The following is a 25,974-nucleotide window of genomic DNA, read 5'->3' on the forward strand; positions in this document are numbered from 1 at the left end:
CACGGAGACAGGTCGCACCATGACCACCACCATCGCCACCACCAAGGCAGTGGAGGGGCGCCGGGCCGACAACCGGGCCGGCGCCACGGTGAGCCGCCCGGGCTTCGTCTGGGCGGTCCCCGCCACCCTCTTCTTCGTCCTCTTCGCGATCGTCCCGCTCCTCCTCGTCGCCGTGCTCTCGTTCACCAAGTGGAACGGCCTCGGCTCGCCCGAGTTCGCCGGGTTCGACAACTGGACCGGACTGTTCGACGACCCCGTCATGATCAAGAGCCTCTGGCTCAGCCTGCTGCTCACCCTGCTCGGCGTCGCCGTGCAGACCCCGATCAGCATCCTGCTGGGCGTGTGGGCCGCCGGACAGCAGCGCAACCGCGCGGTGCTGTCGGCGATCTACTTCGTCCCGCTGCTGCTCTCGGCGACCGCGGTCTCCGTGCTCTGGCGGGCCCTGCTCGACCCCAACTTCGGCGTGCCCGCCGAGATGCAGTGGCTCTTCGGCGACGGCAACCTCTTCGGCTCCCGGAACAGCGCCATCGGCGTGCTCGTCTTCGTCGGGGCCTGGCAGTTCACGCCGTTCCACACGCTGATCTACCAGGGTGCGGCACGCGCCGTGCCACCGGTGCTCTACCAGGCGGCGGCGATCGACGGCGCCGGGCGCATCCGGCAGTTCTTCCACATCACACTGCCGCAGCTGCGCAACGCGGTCATCACCTCGGTGATCCTCATGGTCGTCGGCGGCCTCACCACCTTCGACACCGTGCTGATCCTCACCCAGGGCGGACCGGGCACGGACACCACCATCAGCGCCTACTACATGTACCAGAAGGCCTTCAAGGGCTTCGACTTCGGCGCCGGCTCGGCCATCGCGCTGCTGCTCGTGATCGTCGCCACCGTCATCTCGCTCCTCGTCGTGCGCCTCTCCGGCTACGACAAGATGCGCAGCACCTCGGAGGGCCTGTGATGAGGCGCCGTCCCAACGTTCTCGCCGGTCTCGGCTCGCTCGTCTGGCTGGCCGTCGTCGGCCTGCCGCTGTACGTGCTGCTCGCCGCGACCCTGCAGACCCGCTCCGACTACGCCGCGGCCGGCCCGCTCGGCCTGCCGAAGCACCTGACCCTGCAGAACTACATCGACGACCTCAGCGGCGGCTTCGGCCAGTACTTCCTCAACACGCTGATCGTCACCGTGAGCGTGGTCGCCATCGTGCTGCTGGTGGTGCCGCCGCTGTCGTACGCCATCGTGCGCAGCCGCGGCCGCACCACGACCGCCGTCTTCCGGCTGTTCCTGCTCGGCCTGGCGATCCCCGCGCAGGCGGTGATCGTGCCGATGTTCTACGTCATCAGCAAGGCCGGCCTGTACGACAACCTCATCGGCGTGATCCTGCCGACCGCGGCGTTCTCGCTGCCGGTCTGCGCGCTCATCCTCACCGGCACCATGCGCGACATCACCTCCGAGCTGTACGAGGCGATGGCGATGGACGGCGCCGCCCCCTGGCGCGTCTTCCTCCAGCTGGTGCTGCCGCTCTCCAAGGGCGGGCTCTCCACCATCACGGTCTTCTCCGCCCTGCAGGCGTGGAACGGCTTCCTCTTCCCGCTGGTCCTGACCCAGTCGAACGAGACGAAGGTCGTCACCCTCGGCCTCTACGACTTCCAGACCCAGTACGGCATCAACGTGCCCGGCCTGCTGGCCGCCGTCGTGCTCTCCATGATCCCCATCCTGCTCGTCTACCTGTTCGCCCGCCGCGCCCTCGTCCAGGGGCTCATGGGCGTCGGAGGAAAGTGACCGACGTGAACCTGGCCGTAGAGACCGCACCCGCCACGCCCGCCTGGCACGACACCACTCTCGACGCCCGGGCCCGCGCCGACGCGCTGATCGTCGCGATGACCCTGCGCGAGAAGATCGCCCAGCTGTTCGGCGTCTGGGTCGGCGCGTCCGACGACGGCGCCGAAGTGGCGCCGTACCAGAACGAGATGGACCCGGCGGCCGACCTCGAAGAGCTCCTGCCGCACGGCCTCGGCCAGCTCACCCGGCCGTTCGGCACCGCCCCCGTCGACCCGGCGATCGGCGCCCTCTCCCTGCTCCGCACCCAGCGCCGGATCACCGCCGCCAACCGCTTCGGCATCCCCGCCCTCGCCCACGAGGAGTGCCTGGCCGGCTTCGCCGCCTGGCGCGCCACCGCCTACCCGGTGCCGCTCTCCTGGGGAGCCACCTTCAACCCGGGGATCGTCCGCGAGATGGCCGCCGCGATCGGCCGCGACATGCGCGCCGTCGGCGTGCACCAGGGCCTCGCGCCCGTGCTGGACGTCGTCCGCGACGCCCGCTGGGGCCGGGTCGAGGAGACCATCGGCGAGGACCCGTACCTCGTCGGGACGGTCGGCACGGCGTACGTGCAGGGCCTGGAGTCCGCCGGGATCGTCGCCACCCTCAAGCACTTCGCCGGATACTCGGCCTCCCGCGCCGGGCGCAACCACGCCCCCGTCGGCATGGGCCCCCGCGAGCGAGCCGACGTCATCCTCCCGCCGTTCGAGATGGCCGTCCGCGAGGGCGGCGTGCGGTCGGTCATGCACGCCTACACCGACACCGACGGCGTGCCGTCCGCCGTCGACGAGCGCCTGCTCACCGAACTCCTCCGCGACACCTGGGGGTTCGAGGGCACCGTCGTCGCCGACTACTTCGGCATCGGCTTCCTCAAGACCCTGCACGGCGTCGCCGGCAGCTGGGCCGACGCCGCGGCCGCCGCCCTCGCCGCCGGTGTCGACGTCGAGCTGCCCACCGTCAAGACGTTCGGCGAGCCCCTCGTCGAGGCCGTCACCGCCGGCCGGATCCCCGAGGCGCTGATCGACCGGGCCCTGCGCCGGGTGCTCACGCAGAAGGCCGAACTCGGCCTGCTCGACCCCGACTGGAGCCCCGTCCCGGCCGTACTCGCCGGCGCCGACCTCACCGATGCCGCCGCCCTGCGCGGCACCGTCGACCTCGACCCGGCCGCCAACCGGGCCCTCGCCCGCGAGATCGCCGAGCAGGCCGTCGTCCTCCTCCGCAACGACGGCACCCTGCCGCTCGCCCGGCCGGCCCGCATCGCCCTCATCGGCCCCAACGCCGAGGCCGCGACCGCCGTCCTCGGCTGCTACGCCTTCCCCGTGCACGTCGGATCGCAGCACCCCGAGACCCCGCTCGGCGTCGAACTCCCCACCCTGCGCCAGGCGCTGGCCGCGGAGTTCGACGGCAGCGAGATCGTCACCGTCCGGGGCGCCGACATCGACACCGCCGACACCACGGGCATCGCCGAGGCCGTCGCCGCCGCCCGCGGCGCCGACGTCGTCGTCCTCGCCCTCGGCGACCGCGCCGGACTCTTCGGCCGCGGCACCAGCGGCGAGGGCTGCGACGCCGAGACGCTCGAACTCCCAGGCGTGCAGCAGCAGCTGCTCGACGCGCTGCTCGACTCCGGCACCCCCGTCGTCGTCACCCTCCTCGCCGGACGGCCGTACGCCCTCGGCCGTGCCGTGGGCGAGGCCGCCGCGATCGTGCAGGCCTTCTTCCCCGGCGAGGAGGGCACCGCCGCCGTCGCCGGCGTGCTCAGCGGGCGGCTCAACCCGTCCGGCCGGCTGCCGGTCAGCGTGCCGCGCCGGCCCGGCGTGCAGCCGTCCACCTACCTGGCGGCCCGCCTCGGCGAGGCCACCGACGTCTCCAGCACCGACCCCACCCCGGCGTACGGCTTCGGCCACGGCCTGAGCTACACCACGTTCGCGTGGTCCGACCTCATGGCCGAATCCGGACAGGCCGACACGGCGGACGGGTTCCGGTTCGCCCTGACCGTCCGCAACACCGGCCCGCGGGACGGCGTCGAGATCGTGCAGCTCTACCTGCACGACCCGGTGGCGTCCGTCGTCCAGCCCGTGCAGCGGCTCATCGGCTACCACCGCCTGCCGCTCGCCGCCGGGGAGTCCCGCCGGATCACCGTCACCGTGCCCGCCGACCTGGCCTCCTTCACCGGCCGCGACGGCCGGCGCATCGTCGAACCCGGCGCGCTGGAACTGCGGTTCGCCGCCTCCAGCACCGACCACCGGCTGACCGCGCAGGTCGGACTCACCGGACCCGTCCGCCCGCTCGACCACACCCGCCGGCTGCACGCGTCCTTCGACGCGGTCTGACCGGACCCGAAACTCCACCTGTTCCGGCCTCCCGCGCCCGGTACCCCGCTTCGCCGGGAGCGGCGGCAGAGGCCGGGACAGGTGGACCGCTCCGACTACGGTGGGGCGGAGATCCTTTCCGCCGAGGCCGAAGGAGCCACCGGTGCACACCGACCTTCCCGAGGACCAGCTCCGCACCTACCGCAGCGCCCAGAAGGACCCGGAGGACTTCGACGCGTTCTGGGCCGCCACCCTCGCCGAATCCCGCGCCGCGGGCGGCGGGGTCACCGTCACCCCCGTCGACACCGGACTCCGGACGGTCGACGTCTTCGACGTCGCCTTCCCCGGCTTCCGGGGCGAGCCCGTCCGGGCCTGGCTGCGCGTCCCGCACGGTGCCGAGGGTCCGCTGCCCGCCGTCGTCCAGTACGTCGGCTACGGCGGCGGCCGCGGCGACGCCCTGGAGAACCTGCTCTGGGCGTCCGCCGGCTTCGCCCACCTCCAGATGGACACCCGCGGCCAGGGCTCCGTCTGGAGCCGCGGCGCGACACCCGACTCCGGCCCGGCCGGACCCCAGGTGCCCGGCGTCATGACCCGGGGCATCGAGGACCCCCACGACTACTACTACCGGCGGCTGTTCACCGACGCCGTGCGCGCCGTCGACGCCGCCCGCGACCTGCCCGCCGTCGACGCCGCCCGGGTGGCCGTGCTCGGCAGCAGCCAGGGCGGCGGCACCGCCCTCGCCGTGGCCGGACTCGTGCCCGACCTGGCGGCCGTGGTCGCGCACGTGCCGTTCCTCTGCGACTTCCCGCGGGCCGTGGTCGTCACCGACAGCCACCCGTTCCGGGAGATCGCCGAGTACCTCGCCGTCCACCGCGGCACCGAGGACACCGTGCACCGCACCCTCGCGTACGTCGACGGCGTCAACTTCGCCCGCCGGGCCGTCGTGCCCGCCCGCTTCTCGGTGGCGCTGATGGACCAGATCGTCCCGCCGTCCACCGTCTTCGCCGCGCACAACGCCTACGCGGGTCCGAAGGAGATCGACGTCTGGCGCTACAACGGCCACGAGGGCGGCGGACCCGAGGACGAGCGCGCCGCCCTCGCGTTCCTGCACCGCCACCTCTGACGGCCCGCCGGGCCCGGCGGGCGCCCGGGTGCGGCGGGTGCGGCGGGTGCCCGGGGTGCGGCAGGCCGCCGGGCTCCCGTCGGGCCGTCGCGCACCGGATCGGCGGTACTGTCGACGGCAGGGCCCGCCAAGGGCGTGCGGACGGCGCACCCGTGCCGCCCGCAAGCCGTACGTGCCGGTGCGGCCCGCGGAAGGCGGCGTGCCGACCGCCCGCCGGGAGGCAGTGGTCACGAGAGGACACGCCGTGCACGTGACATTGATCTCGGCCGCCATGAGCGAGTCCGCCCGCACCGCCCGCTTCGACGACGGCCGCCCGCTCGACGCCCTCGGCCTCCGCACCGCGACCGCCGCCCGCGGCACCCTCCGGCCCGCCGGACGCGTCCTCCTCTCGCCCACCCCGCGCTGCCGGCAGACCGCCGACGCCCTCGGGCTCTCGCCGCACGCCGACGACGAACCCGCCCTCGCCCCCTGCGCCATGGGCCGCTGGCAGGGCCGCACCCTCGACGAGGTGGCCGCCGCCGAACCCGATGCCGTCGGCCGCTGGCTCACCGACCCCGACGCCGCACCGCACGGCGGCGAACCCCTGCGGAGCCTGCTCGACCGGGTCGCCGGCTGGCTCGACGCGCTCGTCCTCCGCGACGACGGTGACGGACCGGCCCGGCTGGTCGCCGTCGTCGAACCCGAGGTCGTCCGCGCCGCCGTCCTGCACGCCCTCGGCGCCCCCGCCTCCGCCTTCCGGCGCCTGGACGTCGCCCCGCTCACCGCCACCGGGTTCAGCGGACGCGCCGGGCGCTGGAACGTCCGCTGCGGCACCCCGCTCGGCGGGCCGGCCGACCAGGGGCACCCCGCCGACCACGGGCACCACGCGCAGGGCCGCTGACCCCGCCGCACCTGTCCGCCCCGCCCGTCGCCCGCCCTGTCCGTCCTGCCCGCCTTGCCCGTCCTGTTCGCCCGGCATCGTCGCGGTCGGTGTCCGCGGGCCGCGGGCCCGCGCGGGAAAGGGAGCCGCGCCGGTTCGGAAGCGTCAACTCCGCATTCTCCCGGTAAATCTGGGGGTGTTCGATGGCGTATGTCTCTGACGCATGGTCAAGACTCAGTAAAATATCTAAAAATGATAAAGGGTCGGTAAGTGCACCACCTAGGGTCTCGTCGGCAGTCGCACGACTGTGCGAACTGCATGGGGACGATTCTCTGAGGAGTTATCCGTGGGGGAATGGCGTAGTGGTGCGCCGCTGGGAAAACGCGTACGGGGGAAGGCACGCCGGTGGTTCGGAGTCATCGGACTGTCGGCGTTGGTCATGCCGCTGCTGGCGGCTCCCTCGGCCGAGGCCCTGGCGTTGAGACAGCCGCACGGCAAGGTGTGGACGCCGCCGAAGACGCCGATTTCGGGGCAGAAATCGGTCAAGGGCAAGGACGCCCGCCCCGGGACGCCGGTTGCGCCGGCGTACCCGGTACCGGGGGAGTGGAAGCCGGGCAGCCCGGCTGCGGTGCCGACGGGTTCGGCGACGGTGGCCCTGCCGGACGCCCGACCGGTGCAGGCCGGGAAGCTGCCGGTCAAGGTGGCACCGGGCGAGCACAGCCCGGTGCGGTCGCTCAAGGTCGAGGTGGCCGGGAGCGACAGGGGCGGTGCCGCGGGTGCGGCCGGTCCGGTGGTCGCACTGACCGACCCGGACGCCGCCGCGGGCGGTGACCGCACGGTGCGGGTCGCCCTCGACCTGAAGGCCCTCCAGGGCTCCGGCTGGGCCGACCGGGCCCGGCTGGTGGCGCTGCCGGCGTGTGCGCTGACCACGCCGGAGAAGGCGGAGTGCCGCAAGCAGACCCCGGTGGCGTCCCGCGTGGACCCGGCGACCGGGGTGCTGACGGCCGAGGTCGCCGTCGCGGGCGCGTCCGCGCCCGGCGCGGTGAAGAGCGCGGTGAAGAGCTCGCCGCCCCCGGCCGGCACGAGCCGCGCGGTGCAGGCCGTGCCCGCCGGAGCGGTGGCGGCCCCGTCGGCGACGGTGCTGGCCGCCACCACCTCCGCCGGCGGTGCCACCGGCACCTACGCCGCCTCGCCGCTGTCGCCGTCCGCGGCGTGGAGCTCCGGGACGAACATCGGCAACTTCACCTACTCGTACGAGATCGAGACGCCCGACTCGATCGGCGGCTCCGCGCCGTCGGTGTCGCTGTCCTACAGCTCCTCGACGGTGGACGGGAAGACCTCGGCGCAGAACGCCCAGTCGTCGTGGATCGGTGAGGGCTGGGAGTACCAGCCCGGCTTCGTCGAGCGCTCGTACCGGTCCTGCGACAAGGACGGGATCACCGGATCGGGCGACCAGTGCTGGGCCGGCCAGAACGCCGTCCTCAACCTCGGCAGCCACTCGGGCACCCTGGTGCGCGACGACACCACCGGCGCCTGGCACCTCCAGGGCGACGACGGCGCGAAGATCGAGCAGCTCACCGGCGCGGCCAACGAGGCGCGCTCCGGCGAGTACTGGCGGGTGACGACCTCCGACGGCACGCAGTACTACTTCGGTCAGAACCACCTGCCCGGCGGCAACCACAGCGACCCGGCGACCAACTCCGTGGCGTACGAGCCGGTCTACTCGCCGAACAGCGGGGACGACTGCTACGACTCCGCCAAGGGCAAGGCCTCGTGGTGCCAGGAGGGCTGGCGCTGGAACCTCGACTACGTCGTGGACACGCACCAGAACCTGGTCACCTACAGCTACCAGCAGGACCTCAACCACTACGGCCGCGGCGGCGGCCAGAACAACGGCACCGGCACGTTGACCCCGTACGTCCGGGCCACCGAGCCGACCCAGATCGCCTACGGCCAGCGGCTGCCGGAGCAGATCGCGGCCAACGGCACCCTGAAGCCGGCCGCGAAGGTGCTGTTCACCACCACCGAGCGGTGCACCGCCTCCGGCTCGGTCACCTGCACCACCGCGCAGCGCACCACGGCCAACCAGGCGAACTGGCCGGAGACCCCGCTGGACCAGAACTGCGCCTCCAGCGGCACCTGCACCAACTACGGGCCGACCTTCTGGTCCCCGCTGATGCTGTCGAAGATCGAGACGCAGGTCCTGGTCGGCGGCGCGTACCGTCAGGTCGACTCCTGGGCGCTGAGCCACAGCTTCCCGGACCCGGGCGACGGCACCAAGCCCTCGCTCTGGCTGTCGTCGGTGCAGCGCACCGGCACCGACGGCCAGGCGGCCGTGGCACTCCCCGCGGTCAGCTTCACGGCACGTGAGCTGGCGAACCGCGTCGACGGCCTGGTGCCGGCCCAGCCGGCGTTCTACCGGCCGCGCATCCAGCAGATCACCACCGAGACCGGCGGCCGGATCAGCGTGGTCTACGCCGACCCGGAGTGCTCGCGGGTGAGCAGCCGCATGCCGTCCTCCGAGGACTCCAACACGATGGCCTGCATGCCGGTGCACTGGTACCTGCCGGGCTCGTCGTCACCGGACCCGGTGAACGACTGGTTCCACAAGTACACGGTCACCGCGGTCAACGAGTCGGACCCGGTCAGCGGATCCGGGCTGACGAGGACGACGGGCTACTCCTACGGCGGCGGCGCCGCCTGGCACCGCAGCGACGGCGAGTTCACCGACCCCAAGGTCCGCACCTGGGACGACTTCCGCGGCTACCGGACGGTCACCGTGACGACCGGCAGCGGCACCGGCGGCGAGGCGCCCAGGACCCAGAAGGTCACCACCTACCTGCGGGGCATGAACGACGACCACCTCGCCAACGGCACGGCCCGCAGCGTGTCGGTGGCCTTCACGCCGTACCCGGGCGCCCCGGCGACCACGGTGACGGACGACAGGTGGCGCGCCGGCGCCGTGATCGGCACCCAGACGTACGACAAGGCCGGCGGCTCCGTGCAGGAGGCGTCGTCCACGGTCGCGTCCGGTGACGTGGTGACGGCGACGCACACGCAGCAGAACGGCATGCCCGACCTGGTCGCGCGCTACGGGGCGACGTCCTCGACGACCACCTCCTGGTCGAAGCTGTCCGGCGGCTCGTGGCGCACCACCTCGTCGGTGACCACGACCGACCCGGCCAACGGCAACCGGACGAGCCGGATCGACGACAAGGGCGACGGCACCGCCGCGGCCCCCGAGGTCTGCACCACGCTCAGCTACGCGACGAGCAGCAACCCGCAGTTCCTCTCGCTGGTCTCCGGGAAGCGCGCCGTGGCCGGTCCCTGCGGGACCACCCCGAACAAGGACAACACCGTCTCCGACACCCGGACCCGGTACGACGGCCTCGCCTTCGGACAGGCCGGAGCCGCCGGCGACGAGACCGGCTCGTGGACCCTCGACTCCTACGACGCCGGCGGCCAGCCGCAGTACACCCAGCTGAGCACCACGGCGTACGACGCGTACGGCCGCGCGGTCACGACGACGGACACCGACGGCACGACCACCACGACGGCGTTCGTGCCGGCGACCGGTGCGCTGCCGACGACGGTCAGGGTCACCGGCCCGATGGGCGCCACCTGGACGACCTCGCAGACGTACGACCCGGGCCGCCACCTCGCGCTGGTCACCACCGACCAGAACGGCCTGGCCACCACCCGGCAGTACGACGGCCTCGGCCGTCTGACGGCCGTGTGGCAGCCGGACCGGGCGACCGGCCTCAGCCCGACGGCGAAGTTCTCGTACGCGGTCAGCAACGGCACCACGCCCACCGTGGTGACCTCGCAGTCGCTCACGGAGGACGGCTCGTACCTCACCGGCACCGAGCTGTACGACGGCCAGGGCCGCCTGCGGCAGAAGCAGGAGACCCCGGCCACCGGCGGCACGGGACGGCTGATCACGGACACCGTGTACGACTCGCACGGCTGGGCGGTCAAGGCCTCCTCGCCGTACTTCGACGGTGCCGACCAGCCCAACGGCACGATCTTCGCGCCGCAGGACGCGCAGGTCCCGGCCCAGACCTGGGTCACGTACGACGGCACGGGGCGCAAGGTCACGGAGGCCTTCGTGTCCTACGGCCAGCAGCAGTGGTCCACCACGACCGCCCACCCCGGTGCGGACCGTACGGACGTCACACCGCCGCAGGGCAGCACGCCGACCAGCACCTTCACCGACGCGCGCGGCCGCACCACCCAGCAGTGGCAGTACCGCACCGCCACGGCCACCGGCAACGCCGCGGACGCGAACGTCACCACGTTCACCTTCACGCCGGCCGGCAAGCCGGCGACCCGGGTCGACTCGACCGGCAACAGCTGGGCGTACACCTACGACCTGCACGGCCGGCAGACGTCCGTGACCGACCCGGACACGGGCCGGACCGACACCGCGTACGACCAGGACTCGCGGATCGCGTCGACCACCGACGCGAAGGGCACCACCCTGGCGTACGCGTACGACGCGCTCGGCCGCAAGACGGGCCTGTACGCGGGCAGCGTGGCGCCGGCGAACCAGCTCGCGGGCTGGACGTACGACTCCGTCGCCGGCGGCAAGGGCAAGCTCGCCTCGTCCACCCGCTACGTGGGCGGCACGTCGGGCAAGGCCTACACCCAGGCGATCACCGGCTACGACGGGATGTACCGCCCGCTGGGCACCAGCCTGACCCTTCCCGCCACGGAGGGCGCGCTGGGCGGCACCTACACGACGGCCAACGAGTACTCGCCGGTCCTCGGATCGCTGATCCACACCGACCTGCCGGCGATGGGAGGCCTGCCCGCCGAGGGCGTCGACTTCCTGTACACCAACACCGGCCTGCTGATGGCCTCCGGCGGCAACAGCACGCTGGTGACGGACGTCCAGTACGACGCGATGGGCCGTCCGACCCGCACCACGGTCGGCGACTGGGGCAACCAGGTCGTCTCCACCCAGCAGTACGACTGGGCCACCGGCCGGGTCGTGCAGTCATTCCTGGACCGGCAGACCGGCACCACCTCGCTGGACCAGGTCGGCTACACCTACGCACCGTCCGGACAGGTCACCTCGGTGACGGACCTGCAGAGCGCCACGGCGACCGACCTGCAGTGCTTCACCTACGACCACCTCGGGCGCCTCACCAACGCCTGGACCGACACCGGGGGCACCAGCACCAGGCCCGCGCCGTCCGTCCCCGGCGTCGGCGGGTGCACCAACGCCGACGGTCCGGCCACGACCGGCACACCGGCCAGGCCCACCGTGGGCGGCCCGTCCCCGTACTGGCAGTCCTACGGCTACGACGCCACCGGCAACCGCACCTCCCTGGTGCAGCACGACGTCAACGGCGTCACCGCGAACGACGCCACCACCACGCAGGTCTTCGGCACCCCGAAGACCGTCAACACGGGTGACGGCAAGGGCGGACCGCACGCGCTGCTGTCCTCCTCGACCAGGTCGGCGAGCGGCACGGCCACCACGACGTACGCCTACGACGTGATGGGCCGCACGACCGGCATCACCGACGCGTCCGGCACCACGAACCTCGCGTGGAACGGCGAGGACAGGCTCGACACCATCGCCAAGGGCACCGCCCCGGGCACGTCGTACCTGTACGACGCGGACGGCAACCAGCTGATCCGCCGCAACCCGGGCCGGACCACGGTCGACATCGGCATGGACGAACTGACCCTGGACACCGCGACGGGCTCCATGTCCGACGTCCGCTACTACAGCGGGGCCGGCGGCATCACCGTCACCCGGGTCACCGCGGCCACCGGCGGCGGCAAGCTCGTCTACCAGTGCGCCGACCCGCACGGCACCAGCGGGGTCCAGATCGACACCGACGCCGCGCAGACCGTCACCCGCCGCCCCACCGACCCGTTCGGCAACCAGCGCGGCGTCCAGCCCGCGCCGGGCGCCTGGGCCGGCGACAAGGGCTTCGCCGGCGGCACGCTCGACACCGCCACCGGACTCACCAACCTCGGCGCCCGCGAGTACGACCCCGTCCACGGCCGCTTCCTCAACCCCGACCCGCTCCTGGTCGGCGAGGACCCGCAGCAGTGGAACGCGTACGCGTACGCGCACAACAACCCGGTCAACCGGGCCGACCCGACCGGTCTCTACGACCCGGACATGATGGACTACTGCCGCTCCAGCCCCGGCCAGTGCGAGCACGGCCGGGTCACGCCGAAGAAGACCTGCTACTACATGCTGCTCGACCCGTGCGGCGACGGGAACAAGCAGGTCTGCTACTACGTCCTCAAGGACCCGTGCGGCGGCGGTGGCGGTGGTTCGACCACCACGGCCACGACCACGAAGACGACGGCCACGACCGGAAACCCGTACGCCGACACGGACGCGAACAAGGCGAGCCGGCGCAAGGCGGCGGCCGACGCCGCGGCCAAGAAGAAGGACGAGTGCCACGGGTTCCTCGGCTGCCTCGGGCACTACGCGTCCGAGACCGGCAGCTGGGCCTGGGACCACCGGGGGATCATCGCGACCGGCATGGCGACGGCCGGCTGCTTCGTCCCCGCCGTCGGGTGGGCCGCCTGCGCGGCGCTCCAGGCCGGTGCCCTGGCCGTCCGCACGCACCAGAAGGTCGTGGACGAGGGAGGCTGGGACAAGAACAAGGAGTCGATCGTCTTCGACACCGTGTTCACGGTCGGGACGCTCGGCATCAGCGGGTCGATGTCCATGGCCCGCTACGGCTCGGCGCTCAACTTCACCCGCGGCACGGGTGAGGCGGCACCGGGCGCCTGGAACGCGGCGAAGAACCTGTTCAACGTCGCGGAGACCCCGAACTGGACCGCCATGTCGGGCGCCTACCAGTACACGGTGATCGGCGCGACCCTGGTGCCCACCGTGATCAACGTCACCAGGCAGGTGGGGCCGATGGTCGGCCCGTACGTCGTGCCCGCCCTCACCTCCATCCCGGTGCCCAACTACTCCGTGATGGTGCACCCGCCGATTCCGCTGGGATAGCACGGCCAGCAGAATAGGAACAGTCACACGTGACCGGCCCCGGCCGGGACGACCGGCCCCGGTCGTCCCGGCCGGGGCCGATCGCCCCATACCCGGCCCACGTGCGTGGGCCGCGAACCAGTGAGGCGGCTGTCGAACGCATGGTGAAGCTCTACCCGAAGGCGCAGCGGGTCCTCCTGGTGGTCCTCGGATCGGCGATGACGCTCCTCTGCTCGCTCGGGACCGTCCAGGGCGGCGCGGGCTCCCGCATCCTGTACACCGTCCTCACCGCCGGCGCGCTGCTGTTCACCTACCTCGGCGCACGTCTGGGCATGACCGTCGACCAGCACGGCATCACCGAGCGGAGGATCGGCCTGACCCGGCGCGTCCCGTGGACCCGCCTCGGCGAGCCGGACGTCGTCGAGCAGGCCGGCAACGCGGGCAACCGGCTCTACCTGGTGACCCTGCCGCTCCTGGCGGGCGGCGAGGTGCGGCTGGCGGCGACCGCGCGGTTCCGGCGGAAGGACGCCGAGGCGATCCGCGACAGGGTGGCCGCGTTCCGCGCACGGACCGCCGGGTCCGGCGGGTGACGCAGGCTCCCGCACGTCCTCCGGGCCCCGGAGGACCGGCAACGACGAAGGCCCGCCCCGCGATCCGCGGGGCGGGCCTCACTGCGTCGTGGCGGGGTCAGCTACGGCCGACGGACCACGTCTGGGCAGGCGTGCGGTTGCAGTCGTACAGCGCCAGCCTCGTGCCGTTGGCGGTGTTCGCGTTGGGCACGTCCACGCACCGGCCGGAGACCGGGTTGTAGATCGCCCCGTTCGCGAGCGGCACGAAGACCTGGTTCGGCCAGGCGGGATTGCTGCCGCAGGTCCAGATCTCCATCACGGTGCCGTTGGCGGTACCGCCGCCGGGGGCGTCCAGGCACATGCCGTTGCTGCTCAGCGTGCCGTTGGCGTTGACCGTCCAGCGCTGCGCCGTGGAACCGTTGCAGTCCCACACCTGGACGGCGGTGCCCGCGGCGGTGGCGCCGCCGTTGACGTCCATGCACTTGCCGGCGAAGCCGGTCAGGGCGATCTGGCCGGCGGTGGACGACCACGGGTCGGTCGGGTAGTTGTACGCGACGAGGTCGCTGGCACTGCCCTTGAACCACGAGGTCGAGGCGCCCTGGTACTTGTACCGGCCGAGGATCACGGGACCGGTGATGCCCGACGTGCTGGTGTGGATGCCGGTGCCGGCGAGCACGCCGTTCACGTACAGCTGGATCTGCCCGCCGGTGGCGTTGTAGCTCGCGGTGAGGCGGTCCCAGCGGCCGTTCTGGTAGCGGGCGGCGCTGGTCATGCCGACGATGGTCTGGTCGTAGCTCCAGTTGTTGTCGTCGGCGGTCGACATGCCGAACCGCCAGGTGCCGTCCGAGGCCTCGGGCCACAGGATGAAGCCGCTGGTGCTGGTGCCGTCCTGGCTGACCACCGGGCCGCCGGCCGACGCCGGGTTGGCCCACACGCTGACGGTGAACGACTTGGTGGTGTCGATCGAGGTGCCGGTGGTGTCGATCTCGCCCTTGACGCCGTCGAACGTCGCGACGTTGGTGGTGCGGTTGTTGACCGTGGCCGAACCGAAGGTCACGCCGGTCTTGACGGTGCCCGGGTGCAGGCCGGCCGAGTCCGCGGCGGTGGTCGCGCCGGCGGTCTCGTTCAGCCGCCAGCGGGCCGCCGGGGCGCGCAGGTCACCCAGGGTGCTCGGGGCGGTGAAACCGACCACCGTGCCGCCGGCGTTGGCGGCACCGGGCCACACGAGCAGCCGGCCGTCGTTGGTCCTGGCCCACAGGTCGGCGACGCCGTCGCCGTTGAGGTCGCCGTTGGAGCCCACCAGCGGGTAGGTCGTCGGGTCGACGCCTCCGGTGCCGCTGATGTAGCCGGTGGTCGGGTCGACGAGGGCGCTGAAGTCGACGCCGCCTCCGGCCTTCGTGGTGATCGGGTAGGCGTGGATGGTGCCGTTGCTCCGGTCGCGCGTCCACAGGGTGGGCTGGTTGTTGCCGTTGGCCTGGCCGGGACCGATCAGGTCGTAGGTGTCCCAGTTGGCGCTGGAGACCTGGGTGTCCACCGGCTTCAGCAGCCGGGCGCTGCTGGTGCCCGGCGGGAACAGCCACAGCTGGTGGTTGATCACCGCGAGGATCGACGTCCGGGTGAGGACGTAGTTGCCGTTGGCGTCCTTGGTGGCGTTCTCGCCCTCGGGGGTGCCGACGGCGAGGATCTGCGTGGCGTTGGTCCAGTCGGTGCCGAAGTCGGCGGGGCAGGCGATCGTGCCGCCGTTGATGTCCTGGCAGGTCACCGCCGAGTTGACGGTGGTGCCGGACTTGTAGAACGCGGTGCGGGTGACGAAGTTGCCGTGCCCGTCGTTGGCGTACAGGTACAGCCTGGGGTCGCCCGCGGGGTGGGCGATCAGGTCGTCGACCGGCTTGCCGGCGAGCAGCGAGGCACGGTGGGTGACCTGGACGCCGTTCCAGGTGCCGGTCGGCGAGGCCGCCCCGGCGCCGGCGATCGGGTTGGCGTTCGCCGGGTCGTTGCTGGTGTTGATCAGCCGCAGGTTGCCGTTGGCGTCCGGGAGCAGGAGGTCGGGCTTCTGGTCGCCGGTGAGGTCGCCGAAGACCGGCATGGTGCCCGGCTTCCAGGGCGCGTAGAAGCTGTAGGCGGACGGCTGGCTGTAGTTGCCGGCGTCGTCCTGCGCCTGGACGTACAGGATGTTGGTGCCCCAGGTGCCCGGGACGTAGCTGTACGCGGCCTTGCCGTTGGCGTCGGCCGACAGCGTGCCCGCGTCACCGCAGTGCCAGCCGGTGACCGGGGTCGAGCTGGTGCTGACCCGGAAGCAGGCCAGGCCGGAGGCGTTGAGGCCGGCGCCGGGCGCCGGGTCGGTGCCGGTGATGCTGAAGGTGCCGGTGTCGGTCGCGTACTTCGCCGGGGTGGCGTTCGGCGTGCCGGACGGCGGGAAGTCGGTGGAACCGACCGCGACCGTCGGCGCGGTCTTGTCGACCCGGAAGTAGCACCACGAGGTTTCCGGCGAGGTGAGCGTGTCGTCGGTGGCCGTGGCGGTCCAGCCGTACTGGTGGCCGTCGGTCAGCGAACCGACCGCCACCGCCTCGTCGTTGTAGGAGCCGGTCTTCGGGCTGTTGCCGACCCACCCGAAGTTCGGGTCGTTGTCGTCCCACAGGCGGAAGTTGCCGTACACCGGCAGGCCGGCCGGGGACCAGTCCTTCGCGTTGAGCACGATGTTCTGGTTGGCGCCGACCCAGCCCGGGTTGTCCCAGGCGCTGCCGCCCGGGGTCTGGCAGTCGTTGTACGACCTGGTCTTCGCGAAGCCCGGGGTGGGGCTGGTCCGCGGCCACCACATGCTGGGGGTGATGTCGTAGTTGGTGGTGACGTGCGGGTTGTTCGCGAGGTGCTTGCGGTAGTACTTGTTGTTCTCGTCGTCCGGTGCGACGCCGACGGTCAGATCGGCCGAGTGGTTGGCGGCCGCCTGCTGCATGTGCCACGTGACGTCGAACGCGATCGGCCCGGTCCCGATGATCCAGGTCGAGTTGCCGATCTTGCTGCAGCCGCCCATCGTGCCGCTGCCGCTGCACGGCTGGTTGTTCCACGTGGTGTTCGAGCTGATCCCGCCGGTCCAGTAGAGACCGAGCGGGGTGCTGGTGCTCGGGCTGGAGGCACCGGTCACGTTGGCGTAGAACGTGGAGCTGTAGACGGTCGGCGGAGCCGGTGCGTCGACCGGCTGGTTGTAGATGGCCGAGTTGACGCCGATGCGGTAGTAGGCCCGCTCGCGGCCGGAGCCGGTGCAGTCGCTGTAGCCGCAGTACCCGAGGCCGAGGTTGGAGATGCTGTCGGCGTACTTGGTGTCCGGGTGGTACTCCTGGACCTGGACCGACATGGTCGACGCGCTGTCGGCGCTGATGGTCGGGTCGAGGTACCAGGGGCCGGAGCCCTTGCCGAAGGTGGCCGGGTCCGGGGTCAGGTCCAGCCCGGAGTTGCCGGCCTTGATGCCGATCCGGCCGACCTTGGCGTTCTCACCGGGGCCCCGGCTGCTGGAACGCTGCACCTTCGGGATGTCGTCGTCCCGGGCAGCGGCCCGGGGCGGCGTCCTGGCCGCGGTCGAGGTGGAGTCCCACTGGAAGGGCGTGGGTGCCTGGAGCCGCACCTTGCCCGTGCCGTCCTTGAAGCTGACGTTGCCGGCGGCGTCGGTGGCGACGTTCAGGCCGGCGGCCGTGATCGGGAAGTGGATGCTCTTCAGCCGCGGGTCGGCGGCCGCGGCGGCGGTCCGGACGACGAAGACGTCGCGCCAGCCGCCGTCCGGAAGCGCGGTGAGCTCCAGGTCGACGTCGGGCAGGACGTCGGCGTACGTCGCGGTGTCGCCGTCGAGCGTCGGGGCGGGCAGCGCGAAGGGCGCGCCGACGGCCAGCTTCTTGCCGTCGGCGGTGGTGATGGTGGCGAGCGGGCCGCTGCCGCCGCCGGAGACGGCCAGCGCGCTCGACGTGACGAGCGGGCTGATCGTGCCGTCGGCGTTCCTGCGGAGCGTCGCGTCGAGGTCCGCCCATGCCGCGCCGCGCTTGGCGCGGACGGGCTTGGCGTTGTCGGTCGTGGTGAGCGTGCCGTCGGGGTTGACCAGGGTCCGTGAGGTCTCGGTGGTCATCGTCTCGACGGCCACCGTCCTGCCGGTCGCCTTGGCCTCGACCCGGGCGTCCAGGATCTCCTGCTGCTGGGCGGTCGGGGCTGTCGGGGCGGTCAGGACGGGCTTGGTTCCGGGCGCGGTGCTGCCGCTCGTACTGTCCGCGGCGATCGCCGGGGCGGCCATGAGGCCGACGCCCAGTGCGGTTGTCGCGGCCAGAGCCACCAGCCGGGCACGCGTACTGCGGCCCGTTCCCCCTCTTCCGGTGGGTGATATGCCGTTAAGCATAGTTTTTGTCTAACTCCCCTCGATCCGAGTGCACCCTCGGACGGGTACGCACTCGGAGGCGAACAATGCCGCCGCCCGGCGGCCAGGTCAAACGTGAATTCGAATCAGATGGTGATGCTCCGTTTGTTCGGGTTCTCGGAGTAAATGCTTTATCGGTCATCTCATCTGATTCTCGGTCAAAGATCGTTCTGCCACGAAATCGCCACCGGGATCTGGGAGGATCGTGTCCGGATCGGCGGCGCCCGGGGGAGCGCCGTACGGCCTGTCCGCACGGCGGGGCGCCGATTCCGTCGCGGTCCGGTACGAACGGGGCGAAAGGCCGTTCGCCTGTCCTGTCCTGTCCTGTCCGCCGCCGCGGGCGGACCCGTCGTCCCGTCGTCCTCGTCGTCCGTGGTCCCCGGCCGCCCCGGCCCGTGCGGATGCGGTGGTCGGGCAGGGCGGCCGCTCCCGCCGTGCCGTCGGGCAGGGGCAGGGGCAGGGCCGCGTGGGAAACCTGCCGCCGCGTGTTCTGTTCGGCGTAGCCTTCGGGCATGGCAGAGAGCAAGGTCCGGACACCGAAGGCGGCCGCCGCCGTGAAGCCGAGGAAGCCGGAGACCCACCTCGGGATGGTCCGGCGGGCGCGGAAGATCAACCGGGCGCTGACGGAGCTGTACCCCTACGCGCATCCCGAGCTGGACTTCGACGACCCGTTCCAACTGCTGGTGGCGACGGTGCTGTCGGCGCAGACGACGGACCTGCGGGTCAACCAGACGACGCCGGCCCTGTTCGCGAAGTACCCCACTCCGGAGGACATGGCCGTGGCCGTCCCGGAGGAGCTGGAGGAGATCATCCGGCCGACGGGGTTCTTCCGGAACAAGGCGAAGTCGCTGATCGGCCTCTCCGCCGCGCTGCGCGACCGGTACGACGGCGAGGTGCCCGGACGGCTCGCCGATCTCGTCACGCTGCCCGGCGTCGGACGCAAGACCGCCAACGTGGTGCTCGGCAACGCCTTCGGGGTGCCCGGCATCACCGTCGACACGCACTTCGGCCGGCTGTCCCGCAGGTTCGGCTGGACGGAACAGGAGGACCCGGAGAAGGTCGAGGCCGTGGTGGCCGAGATCTTCCCGAAGTCCGAGTGGACGATGCTCTCGCACCGCGTGGTCTTCCACGGCCGCCGCGTCTGCCACTCCCGCCGCCCGGCCTGCGGAGCCTGCCCCATCGCGCCGCTCTGCCCGTCGTACGGCACCGGCGAGACCGACCCGGAGAAGGCGCAGAAGCTCCTCAAGTACGAGCTCGGCGGCCAGCCCGGCCAGCGGCTGCGGCCGCCCGCGGACTACCCGGGCCTGCCGGCCGCCCCCGCCCCCGCCCCCGCCACGCCTTCCGCCCCGCCGACCCCCGACACGACCGGCGCCTCCGACACGACCGGCATCTCCGACACGACCGGCGCCTCCGGCGCGACCGGACCCGGCGCCGGGGACGCCTCGTGACGGCCCGCATCGAGCGGGACGACCTGCCCGACTGGCTGCTGCCGGTCCGCGCGGCGGCGGAGGCCGCGCGCCCGGAGCAGCTCAGCCGGTTCCTGCCGCCGGCGGCGGGCGGGCGGCCCTCGGCGGTGCTGATGCTGTTCGGCGACGGCCCGTCCGGTCCGGACCTGCTGCTGATCGAGCGGGCCCGCTCGCTGCGGGCGCACGCGGGCCAGCCGTCCTTCCCGGGCGGCGCACTCGACCCGGAGGACGGCGACCCGGCGGGGCCGGGGCCGGTCGCCGCCGCCCTGCGGGAAGCCCGGGAGGAGACCGGGCTCGACCCGGCGGGCGTCCAGGTGTTCGCGACGCTGCCGGCGCTGTACATCCCGGTGTCCGGCTTCGTGGTGACCACGGTGCTGGGATGGTGGCGCCGGGAGACCCCGGTCGCGCCGGTCGACCCCGCCGAGACGGGCGCGGTGTTCCGGGTGCCGCTGTCGGAGCTGACCGACCCGGCGAACCGCGCGCGGCTGCGCCACCCGTCGGGCCACGTCGGCCCGGCGTTCGCCGTGGCGGACCGCCTGGTCTGGGGCTTCACCGCCGGGGTGATCGACCGGGTCCTGCACTTCAGCGGCCTGGAACGGCCCTGGGACGCCGGCCGCACCCTGGAGCTCTCCGAGGAGGCCGTCGGCCTCTCCCGCCGTGATCGCGACCGGGACCGCTCGGCCCGCTGACCGGCGGGTGGCCGACCGGCGGCCCGCTGACCGCTCGGCCCGCTGACCGCTCGGCCCGCTGACCGCTCGGCCCGCTGACCGCTCGGCCCGCTGGTCGGCGGGCGGCCGTCCCGCCGGTCGGTCCCGGGTCGTTCGGCTTCGTGCCGAAGGGTCCGCACGGGCGCCGTCCACAGGTGCGTCCCGATGCAGGACCGGTCCATGGGAGGGTATCGGGGTGAATGTCCTGGATCTGCTGCTGATCGCCGCCGCGGTGGGCTTCGCCGTGTCGGGTTACCGGCAGGGCTTCGTGGTGGGCGTGCTCTCGGTGCTCGGTTTCCTCGGCGGCGGCCTGATCGCGGTGCAGCTGCTGCCGTTCCTGCTGCACCGGCTCGGGCCCGGCACCACGGCCTCGGTGGTCGCGGTGGTGGTGGTGATCGTCTTCGCGGCGGTCGGCCAGGCCGTCACGACGCACTTCGGCTGGAAGCTGCGCGGCCGGATCGGGCGCCGCCGGGCGAAGACCCTCGACGCCGTCGGCGGTTCGCTGGTCAACGTGATCTCGATGCTGCTGGTGGCCTGGCTGATCGGCTCCGCGCTGGCCGGGACGTCCCTGCCGACGGTGTCCAAGCAGGTGCGGACGTCGACGGTGCTGTCGACCGTGCAGGACACCCTGCCGGCGGACGCGCCGAACTGGTTCTCCGACTTCAGCCGGGAGCTCGCCCGCAACGGCTTCCCGCAGGTCTTCAACCCCTTCGAGCACGAGCCGATCACCGAGGTCGAGGCCCCGGACCCGGCCATCGCGGGCACCGAGGCCGTCCAGCGGGCCCGGCAGAGCCTGGTGAAGGTGGTGGGCACGGCCCCCTCCTGCGGCAAGACGCTGGAGGGCAGCGGGTTCGTCTTCGCGCCGCACCGGGTCATGACGAACGCCCACGTGGTGGGCGGGGTGGACGAGCCGACCGTGCAGGTCGGCGGCACCGGCAAGGTGTACGACGCCACGGTGGTCACGTACGACTGGCAGCGCGACATCGCCGTCCTGGACGTGCCCAAGCTGAACGCCCCGGCGCTGCCGTTCGCCGGCGACGCGCGCACCAACGACAGTGCGATCGTCGCGGGCTTCCCGGAGAACGGGGCCTTCAACGTGCAGCCCGCCCGGATCCGCGGCCGGATCCAGGCGAACGGTCCGGACATCTACCACCGCGGCCAGGTCGTCCGTGACGTCTACTCGGTCCGGTCGCTCGTGCGCCAGGGCAACAGCGGCGGCCCGCTCCTCACCCCGTCCGGCGAGGTGTACGGGGTGGTGTTCGCGAAGTCGCTGGACAGCTCGGACACCGGCTACGTGCTGACCGCCGCCGAGGTGGCCGGAGACGCGACGCTCGGCGCGAGCGCGACGGCGCGGGTCGACACCGAGGGCTGCGCGCTCTGAGCCGAACGCAGCGGGCCGGGAGAGGCTGGGAACGGGGCCAGGGAAACAGGGGGCGCCGCCGCTCCGCCGCCCTCGCTGTGCGGGGCCCTCTGCCGGTCCTGTGCCGGTCCTGTGCCGGTCCTCAGCCCTCGCGGCGGAGCCGGGCCCCCACCCAGCGGGCGCGGCGGCCGAGGATGCGCGGGATGCCGAGCCGGTGCGCCTCCTGGCCTTCCGTCCGCCCCGGCGAGGTCCCGTAGGACCAGTCCGACTCGTGCGTGAGGTGCTGCGAGTTGCGGCTTCCACGGCGGCGTCGGCGCGGGGCTGCATCGCGATCGGGCATCCAGGTCATAAAGGATGGATGCCCGTGGGCCGTGAACGGTAACCGCTTCCGGACTGCCCACCTGGCTTATGCGACTGTCATATGAGTGATGGTCAGATTTTCTGGGCTCGCGATGCCCGTCTCACTCCTTGTGCTGCCGCACCCACGCGATCAGCTCCTCCGAGAACTGCTCCGGCGCCTCCTCGTGCGGGAAGTGCCCGACGTCCGGCATCAGCCGCCACCGGTACGGCGCCTCCACGTACTCGCCCGCCCCGAGCGCGGTGTGCGCCAGCAGCACCGGGTCCGCGGCGCCCTGCACGTGCAGGGTCGGCGCGGTGATCGGCCGCTTCATCCGCCGTGCGAACTGGATGCCGTCCGGCCGGGCCAGCGAGCGCAGCAGCCAGCGGTACGGCTCGATCGAGCAGTGCGCCGTCGACGGGATGCGGATGGCCTGCCGGTACGCGTCCACCGCGGCCGGCTCCAGCTTCTGCGGTCCCGTCCAGGCATCGAGGTACTCGGCGAGCAGCGCCGCGTCGTCCGCGACCAGCCGGCGCTCGGGGATCCACGGCCGCTGGAACCCCAGCACGTGATCGAAGGCCGCGATCTGGCGCCGGTCGGTCAGCAGCGCCCGCCGCAGGTGGCGCGGGTGCGCCGCCGAGACGACCGTCAGGCTGCGGATCACCGAGGGGCGCATGACGGCGGCCACCCAGGCCAGCGCGCCACCGGAGCCGTGCCCGACGAGGTGTGCACGCCGCTCGCCGAGCGAGCGGATCACGCCGGTGATGTCGAGCGCCAGGTTGCCGGGGTCGTAGCCGCGCGGGGTGCGGTCGCTGCCGCCGATGCCGCGCAGGTCCAGGGCGACGGCCCGGAAGCCGGCCTCGGCCAGCGCCGTCATCTGGTGGCGCCAGGCCCACCAGTACTCCGGCCAGCCGTGCACCAGCAGGACGAGCGGGCCCTCACCGACCTCGGCGACGTGGAACCGCGCACCGTTCGCCGCGACGTCGCGGTGCGTCCAGGGGCCGGGTTCGCGGACGCTCCAGGGGGCCGCCTCGGCCGCCCGGCCGCTCCCGGCGGCGGGTACGGGCCCGTTCTCGGCGGTCCGGGCCGCCCCCGACAGGGGCTCGGCGGGCTTCGCGGGTACGGGCTTCTGGTCCAACGGCATACCGAGAGCCTGTCATACCCGTGCTACGAACACGTCTCCGGCACTCGCGCAGCTCGGCAACGATCGAGTACGCGCGCGGTCAGGAGATCCGGCCGAGCGCCCGGTCGATCTCCTCCTTGGTGGCGGGCCGCGGACGCGCGTTCTTCAGCACGTCGGCGGTGGCCTGGGCCCCCTCGATGGTCCGGTGCGGCTTCTCGATCTTCTTGAAGGAGCGCATCGCGAGCAGCCCGAGCAGGGCCGCCAGCAGCAGGTAGGCCCCGCCGACGATCAGGAACGACCACCCCAGCGTCAGACCGAGCGCCTGCAGGCCGTACGCGGCGGCGAAGCTCAGCATCGGGACGGCTGCCAGAGCGACCACACCGGCGACCGTCAGCGACACCCCGCCGGTGACGCCGCGCTTCACGTCCGCGCGGATCTCGGCCTTCGCCAGGGCGATCTCGTCGTGCACGAGCGCCGACAGGTCCGCAGAGGCCGCGGCGAACAGCTGCCCGACGGAACGCTCGCCCTCGTACGGGGCCCGGCCGGTGCTGTACGGATCTGCGGTTCCTGCGGGCATCAGCGGTTCTCCTTCGCGGCGGCATCACTCGATCGACAGCTCAGCATCATGCCCCCCTCGGTCCGTCGGACACCACTCCGGGCACCCGCGGGCGGCGTGTCAGGCGACGGGCCGTCACGCCGGGCGCCGGTACACGTCGGGGACGCCGTCGTCGTCCGCGTCGACGTTCTCCTCGTCGTACAGCTCGCGGTAGTGACGGTTGCGGAGCTTCAGCAGCACCGTCGCCAGCAGCGCGCACAGCGCCGAGCCGACCAGGACGGCGGTCTTCGACAGGTCGGCCAGCGCATGGTCGTCGGGGAACGCCAGCTCGCTGATCAGCAGCGACACCGTGAAGCCGATGCCCGCCAGCGTCGACAGGGCGAAGAGGTCGGCCCACCTGAGCTGCGGGTTCAGCTCGGCCCGCGTGAAGCGCGCCGCCAGCCAGGTGCCGCCGAAGATGCCCACCGTCTTGCCGACCACCAGGCCCAGCACCACGCCCAGCGGCGTCGCCTCGTGGAACACGTCGCCGAGCGCCGACAGGGACACCGAGACGCCGGCCGCGAAGAGCGCGAACACCGGCACCGCCACACCGGCCGACAGCGGACGCACCAGGTGCTCGATGTGCTCGCCGGGCGAGTGCTCCTCGCCCGGACGCGTCGTGCAGCGCAGCATCAGACCCATCGCCACACCCGACACCGTGGCGTGCACACCGCTCTCGTGCATCAGCGCCCACGTCACCAGCGCCAGCGGCACGTACAGGTACCAGCCGTGCACACCCGCCCGGTTGAGCAGCCAGAACAGCAGCAGACCGGCGAGGGACAGGCCCAGCGCCCACAACCTGATGCCCGAGCTGTAGAAGACCGCGATGATCAGGATGGCGATCAGGTCGTCGACCACCGCCAGCGTCAGCAGGAACGCCCGCAGCGCGGACGGCAGGTGAGTGCCCACCACGGCGAGCACACCCAGCGCGAAGGCGATGTCGGTGGCCGTCGGGATGGCCCAGCCGGCCGGGTGCCCACCGGAGCCGCTGTTGACGACGGTGAACACGACGGCGGGCAGGACGACGCCGCAGACCGCGGCCACCACCGGCAGCGCCGCCGCGCTCGGCGTCCGCAGCTCGCCCGCCGTGAACTCCCGCTTCAGCTCGATGCCCGCCACGAAGAAGAAGACGGTCAGCAGGCCGTCCTCGGCCCACGCCTCCACCGACAGGTCCAGGTGCAGCGGCTTCGACGGGCCGAACGTGAACCCGCTGACCGTGGCGTACGACGCCGGCCAGCCGTTCGCCCAGATCAGTGCGGCGACCGCGGCGAGCAGCAGCAGGACGCCACCCACGGTCTCGGTGCGCAGCGCATCGGCGACGAAGCGCCGCTCGGGCAGCGGCAGCAGGCCGAGGAAGATGCGGCGCTGGTCGGGCGCGGGCGGCGTAGCCACGGCGGGGACCTCCTAGGGCGGGCGGTGGACTGCCTGCCGGTGCACGGGGACACCGGTGGTGCAGTGCCGACCAGTCTTCCCGGCGCGCCTCGGAGTGTGTTGCTACCGGAATCCTACGGGGCGCGGCCGCACGGCATGGGGCCTGGCGCAGTTTACGCAGCCCGCAGGCGGATTCCCGGGCGCGAAATGCCCTGCACCGCGGCGCCTGCCGCGCGCTCCCCCGGACGGTCTGCGACCGGATGCGTGAATGTCGGGTCGTCCTTATGGTCGGCATCGGGGCAGCCCGTCCGGGTGGCGTCCCGTCACCGGCGTTGCCCCGTCCGGCCGTCCGGCCGTCCACCCGCGCGCACGGCCGGACGGATCCGCTCCGGTCTCCCGCAGCAACGCCCGTCCCCCGCAGTGCCTGTCACGTCGCCGCCCGGATCTCCGCGCCGCTGGGGCTGATCGACACCTCCTGCAGCACCGGGCGCGAGCAGGGCATCGGCTACCGGAGGGGCCGCCATGTGCCGTCGTTCCGGATCCCCGCCCTCCCCGGTGCCTCCGCCCTGCACTCGACCGCGGACGACATGCTGCGCTACCTGCAGGCGCACCTGGCGTTGGACGCGGTGCCCGTCCCGGAGTGGACCGGCGCAGGGCGCTCGCTGCGGGCGGCGCTGCGCGAGGTGCGGCGGCCGCGGGTCGCGCACCGGCGCGACGGTTCGGGCTTCGGCCTGGTCCGGGGCCATCGGACGGTGGGGGAGGGCGAACTGTTCCACCACTCCGGCTCCACCAAGAGATTCTCGGCGTTCGTCGGCTTCGACCCGGTGTCGGGGTCGGGCTGGTGGCGATGGCGAACACCCTGCCCGGTACCCGGCGGCGGTTCACCCGGACCGCCTTCGACACGCTCTGCGCGCTCGTGCCCGAGCCGCCACCGGGCGACTGGAACCAAGGGCCGGCCGCTCCTGGCCGGGGCGGCTGGACGG

At 72.7% G+C, this 25,974-nt stretch carries 16 protein-coding genes; 11 read left to right on the forward strand and 5 right to left on the reverse strand.

Annotation, left to right across the window (positions count from 1 at the left end; translation table 11 throughout):
- Positions 1–19: 19 nt before the first annotated feature.
- The 7 genes from SNE206_RS09560 to SNE206_RS09590 all read left to right on the forward strand — a co-directional run bounded on the left by SNE206_RS09560 (position 20) and on the right by SNE206_RS09590 (position 13,660).
- Positions 20–955 carry a carbohydrate ABC transporter permease gene (locus SNE206_RS09560; RefSeq protein ID WP_407912937.1) on the forward strand — a complete coding sequence of 312 codons (936 nt, stop codon included), beginning with the start codon at positions 20–22 and terminating at the stop codon, positions 953–955.
- Positions 955–1,773, forward strand: a complete 819-nt coding sequence (locus SNE206_RS09565) for a carbohydrate ABC transporter permease (protein ID WP_407912938.1) — start codon at positions 955–957, stop codon at positions 1,771–1,773. Before SNE206_RS09560 ends, SNE206_RS09565 begins: the two co-directional genes overlap by 1 nt.
- Before the next feature lie 11 nt (positions 1,774–1,784).
- Complete coding sequence (locus SNE206_RS09570) at positions 1,785–4,139, forward strand: beta-glucosidase (protein WP_407912958.1); 2,355 nt, start codon at positions 1,785–1,787, stop codon at positions 4,137–4,139.
- Between the two features lie 142 nt (positions 4,140–4,281).
- Positions 4,282–5,241 carry an acetylxylan esterase gene (locus SNE206_RS09575; protein ID WP_407912939.1) on the forward strand — a complete coding sequence of 320 codons (960 nt, stop codon included), beginning with the start codon at positions 4,282–4,284 and terminating at the stop codon, positions 5,239–5,241.
- A gap of 271 nt (positions 5,242–5,512) precedes the next feature.
- Positions 5,513–6,121 (forward strand): histidine phosphatase family protein, encoded by a 609-nt coding sequence (locus SNE206_RS09580; protein ID WP_407912959.1) that lies wholly within the window; start codon positions 5,513–5,515, stop codon positions 6,119–6,121.
- Positions 6,122–6,539: 418 nt separating this feature from the next.
- Positions 6,540–13,091, forward strand: a complete 6,552-nt coding sequence (locus tag SNE206_RS09585; protein ID WP_407912940.1) for an RHS repeat-associated core domain-containing protein — start codon at positions 6,540–6,542, stop codon at positions 13,089–13,091.
- A gap of 140 nt (positions 13,092–13,231) precedes the next feature.
- Positions 13,232–13,660 (forward strand): hypothetical protein, encoded by a 429-nt coding sequence (locus tag SNE206_RS09590; protein WP_407912941.1) that lies wholly within the window; start codon positions 13,232–13,234, stop codon positions 13,658–13,660.
- A 97-nt stretch (positions 13,661–13,757) separates the two neighbouring features.
- Here SNE206_RS09590 and SNE206_RS09595 read toward each other — a convergent pair whose 3' ends face one another.
- Positions 13,758–17,951 carry a ricin-type beta-trefoil lectin domain protein gene (locus tag SNE206_RS09595; protein WP_407912942.1) on the reverse strand — a complete coding sequence of 1,398 codons (4,194 nt, stop codon included), beginning with the start codon at positions 17,949–17,951 and terminating at the stop codon, positions 13,758–13,760.
- 593 nt (positions 17,952–18,544) lie between these two features.
- Here SNE206_RS09595 and nth point away from each other — a divergent pair.
- From nth to SNE206_RS09610, 3 genes are all read left to right on the forward strand, one after another.
- Positions 18,545–19,480 carry an endonuclease III gene (gene nth / locus SNE206_RS09600; protein ID WP_407912943.1) on the forward strand — a complete coding sequence of 312 codons (936 nt, stop codon included), beginning with the start codon at positions 18,545–18,547 and terminating at the stop codon, positions 19,478–19,480.
- On the forward strand, positions 19,477–20,187 hold the full coding sequence (locus tag SNE206_RS09605) for an NUDIX hydrolase (protein ID WP_407912944.1): 711 nt from the start codon (positions 19,477–19,479) through the stop codon (positions 20,185–20,187). Before nth ends, SNE206_RS09605 begins: the two co-directional genes overlap by 4 nt.
- A 214-nt stretch (positions 20,188–20,401) precedes the next feature.
- Positions 20,402–21,586, forward strand: coding sequence for a MarP family serine protease (locus SNE206_RS09610; protein ID WP_407912945.1), 1,185 nt, complete (start codon positions 20,402–20,404; stop codon positions 21,584–21,586).
- 121 nt (positions 21,587–21,707) lie between these two features.
- Here the strand turns inward: SNE206_RS09610 and SNE206_RS09615 are convergent, their stop codons facing one another.
- The 4 genes from SNE206_RS09615 to nhaA all read right to left on the reverse strand — a co-directional run bounded on the left by SNE206_RS09615 (position 21,708) and on the right by nhaA (position 25,012).
- On the reverse strand, positions 21,708–21,905 hold the full coding sequence (locus SNE206_RS09615; RefSeq protein ID WP_407912946.1) for a hypothetical protein: 198 nt from the start codon (positions 21,903–21,905) through the stop codon (positions 21,708–21,710).
- A 121-nt stretch (positions 21,906–22,026) separates the two neighbouring features.
- A complete protein-coding gene (locus tag SNE206_RS09620; protein ID WP_407912947.1) occupies positions 22,027–23,046 on the reverse strand; it encodes an alpha/beta fold hydrolase in 1,020 nt (339 codons plus the stop codon).
- Positions 23,047–23,125: 79 nt separating this feature from the next.
- Positions 23,126–23,602 (reverse strand): phage holin family protein, encoded by a 477-nt coding sequence (locus tag SNE206_RS09625; protein WP_405012585.1) that lies wholly within the window; start codon positions 23,600–23,602, stop codon positions 23,126–23,128.
- A gap of 114 nt (positions 23,603–23,716) precedes the next feature.
- The gene (nhaA, locus tag SNE206_RS09630) at positions 23,717–25,012 is read right to left on the reverse strand and encodes a Na+/H+ antiporter NhaA (RefSeq protein ID WP_407912948.1); all 1,296 of its coding nucleotides are present in this window, start codon (positions 25,010–25,012) and stop codon (positions 23,717–23,719) included.
- Between the two features lie 263 nt (positions 25,013–25,275).
- Between nhaA and SNE206_RS09635 the strand changes: the two genes are divergently transcribed.
- On the forward strand, positions 25,276–25,974 hold a 699-nt coding region (locus SNE206_RS09635; RefSeq protein WP_407912949.1), incomplete at its 3' end, for a serine hydrolase.

It is taken from the genome of Kitasatospora sp. NE20-6 (assembly GCF_045862635.1).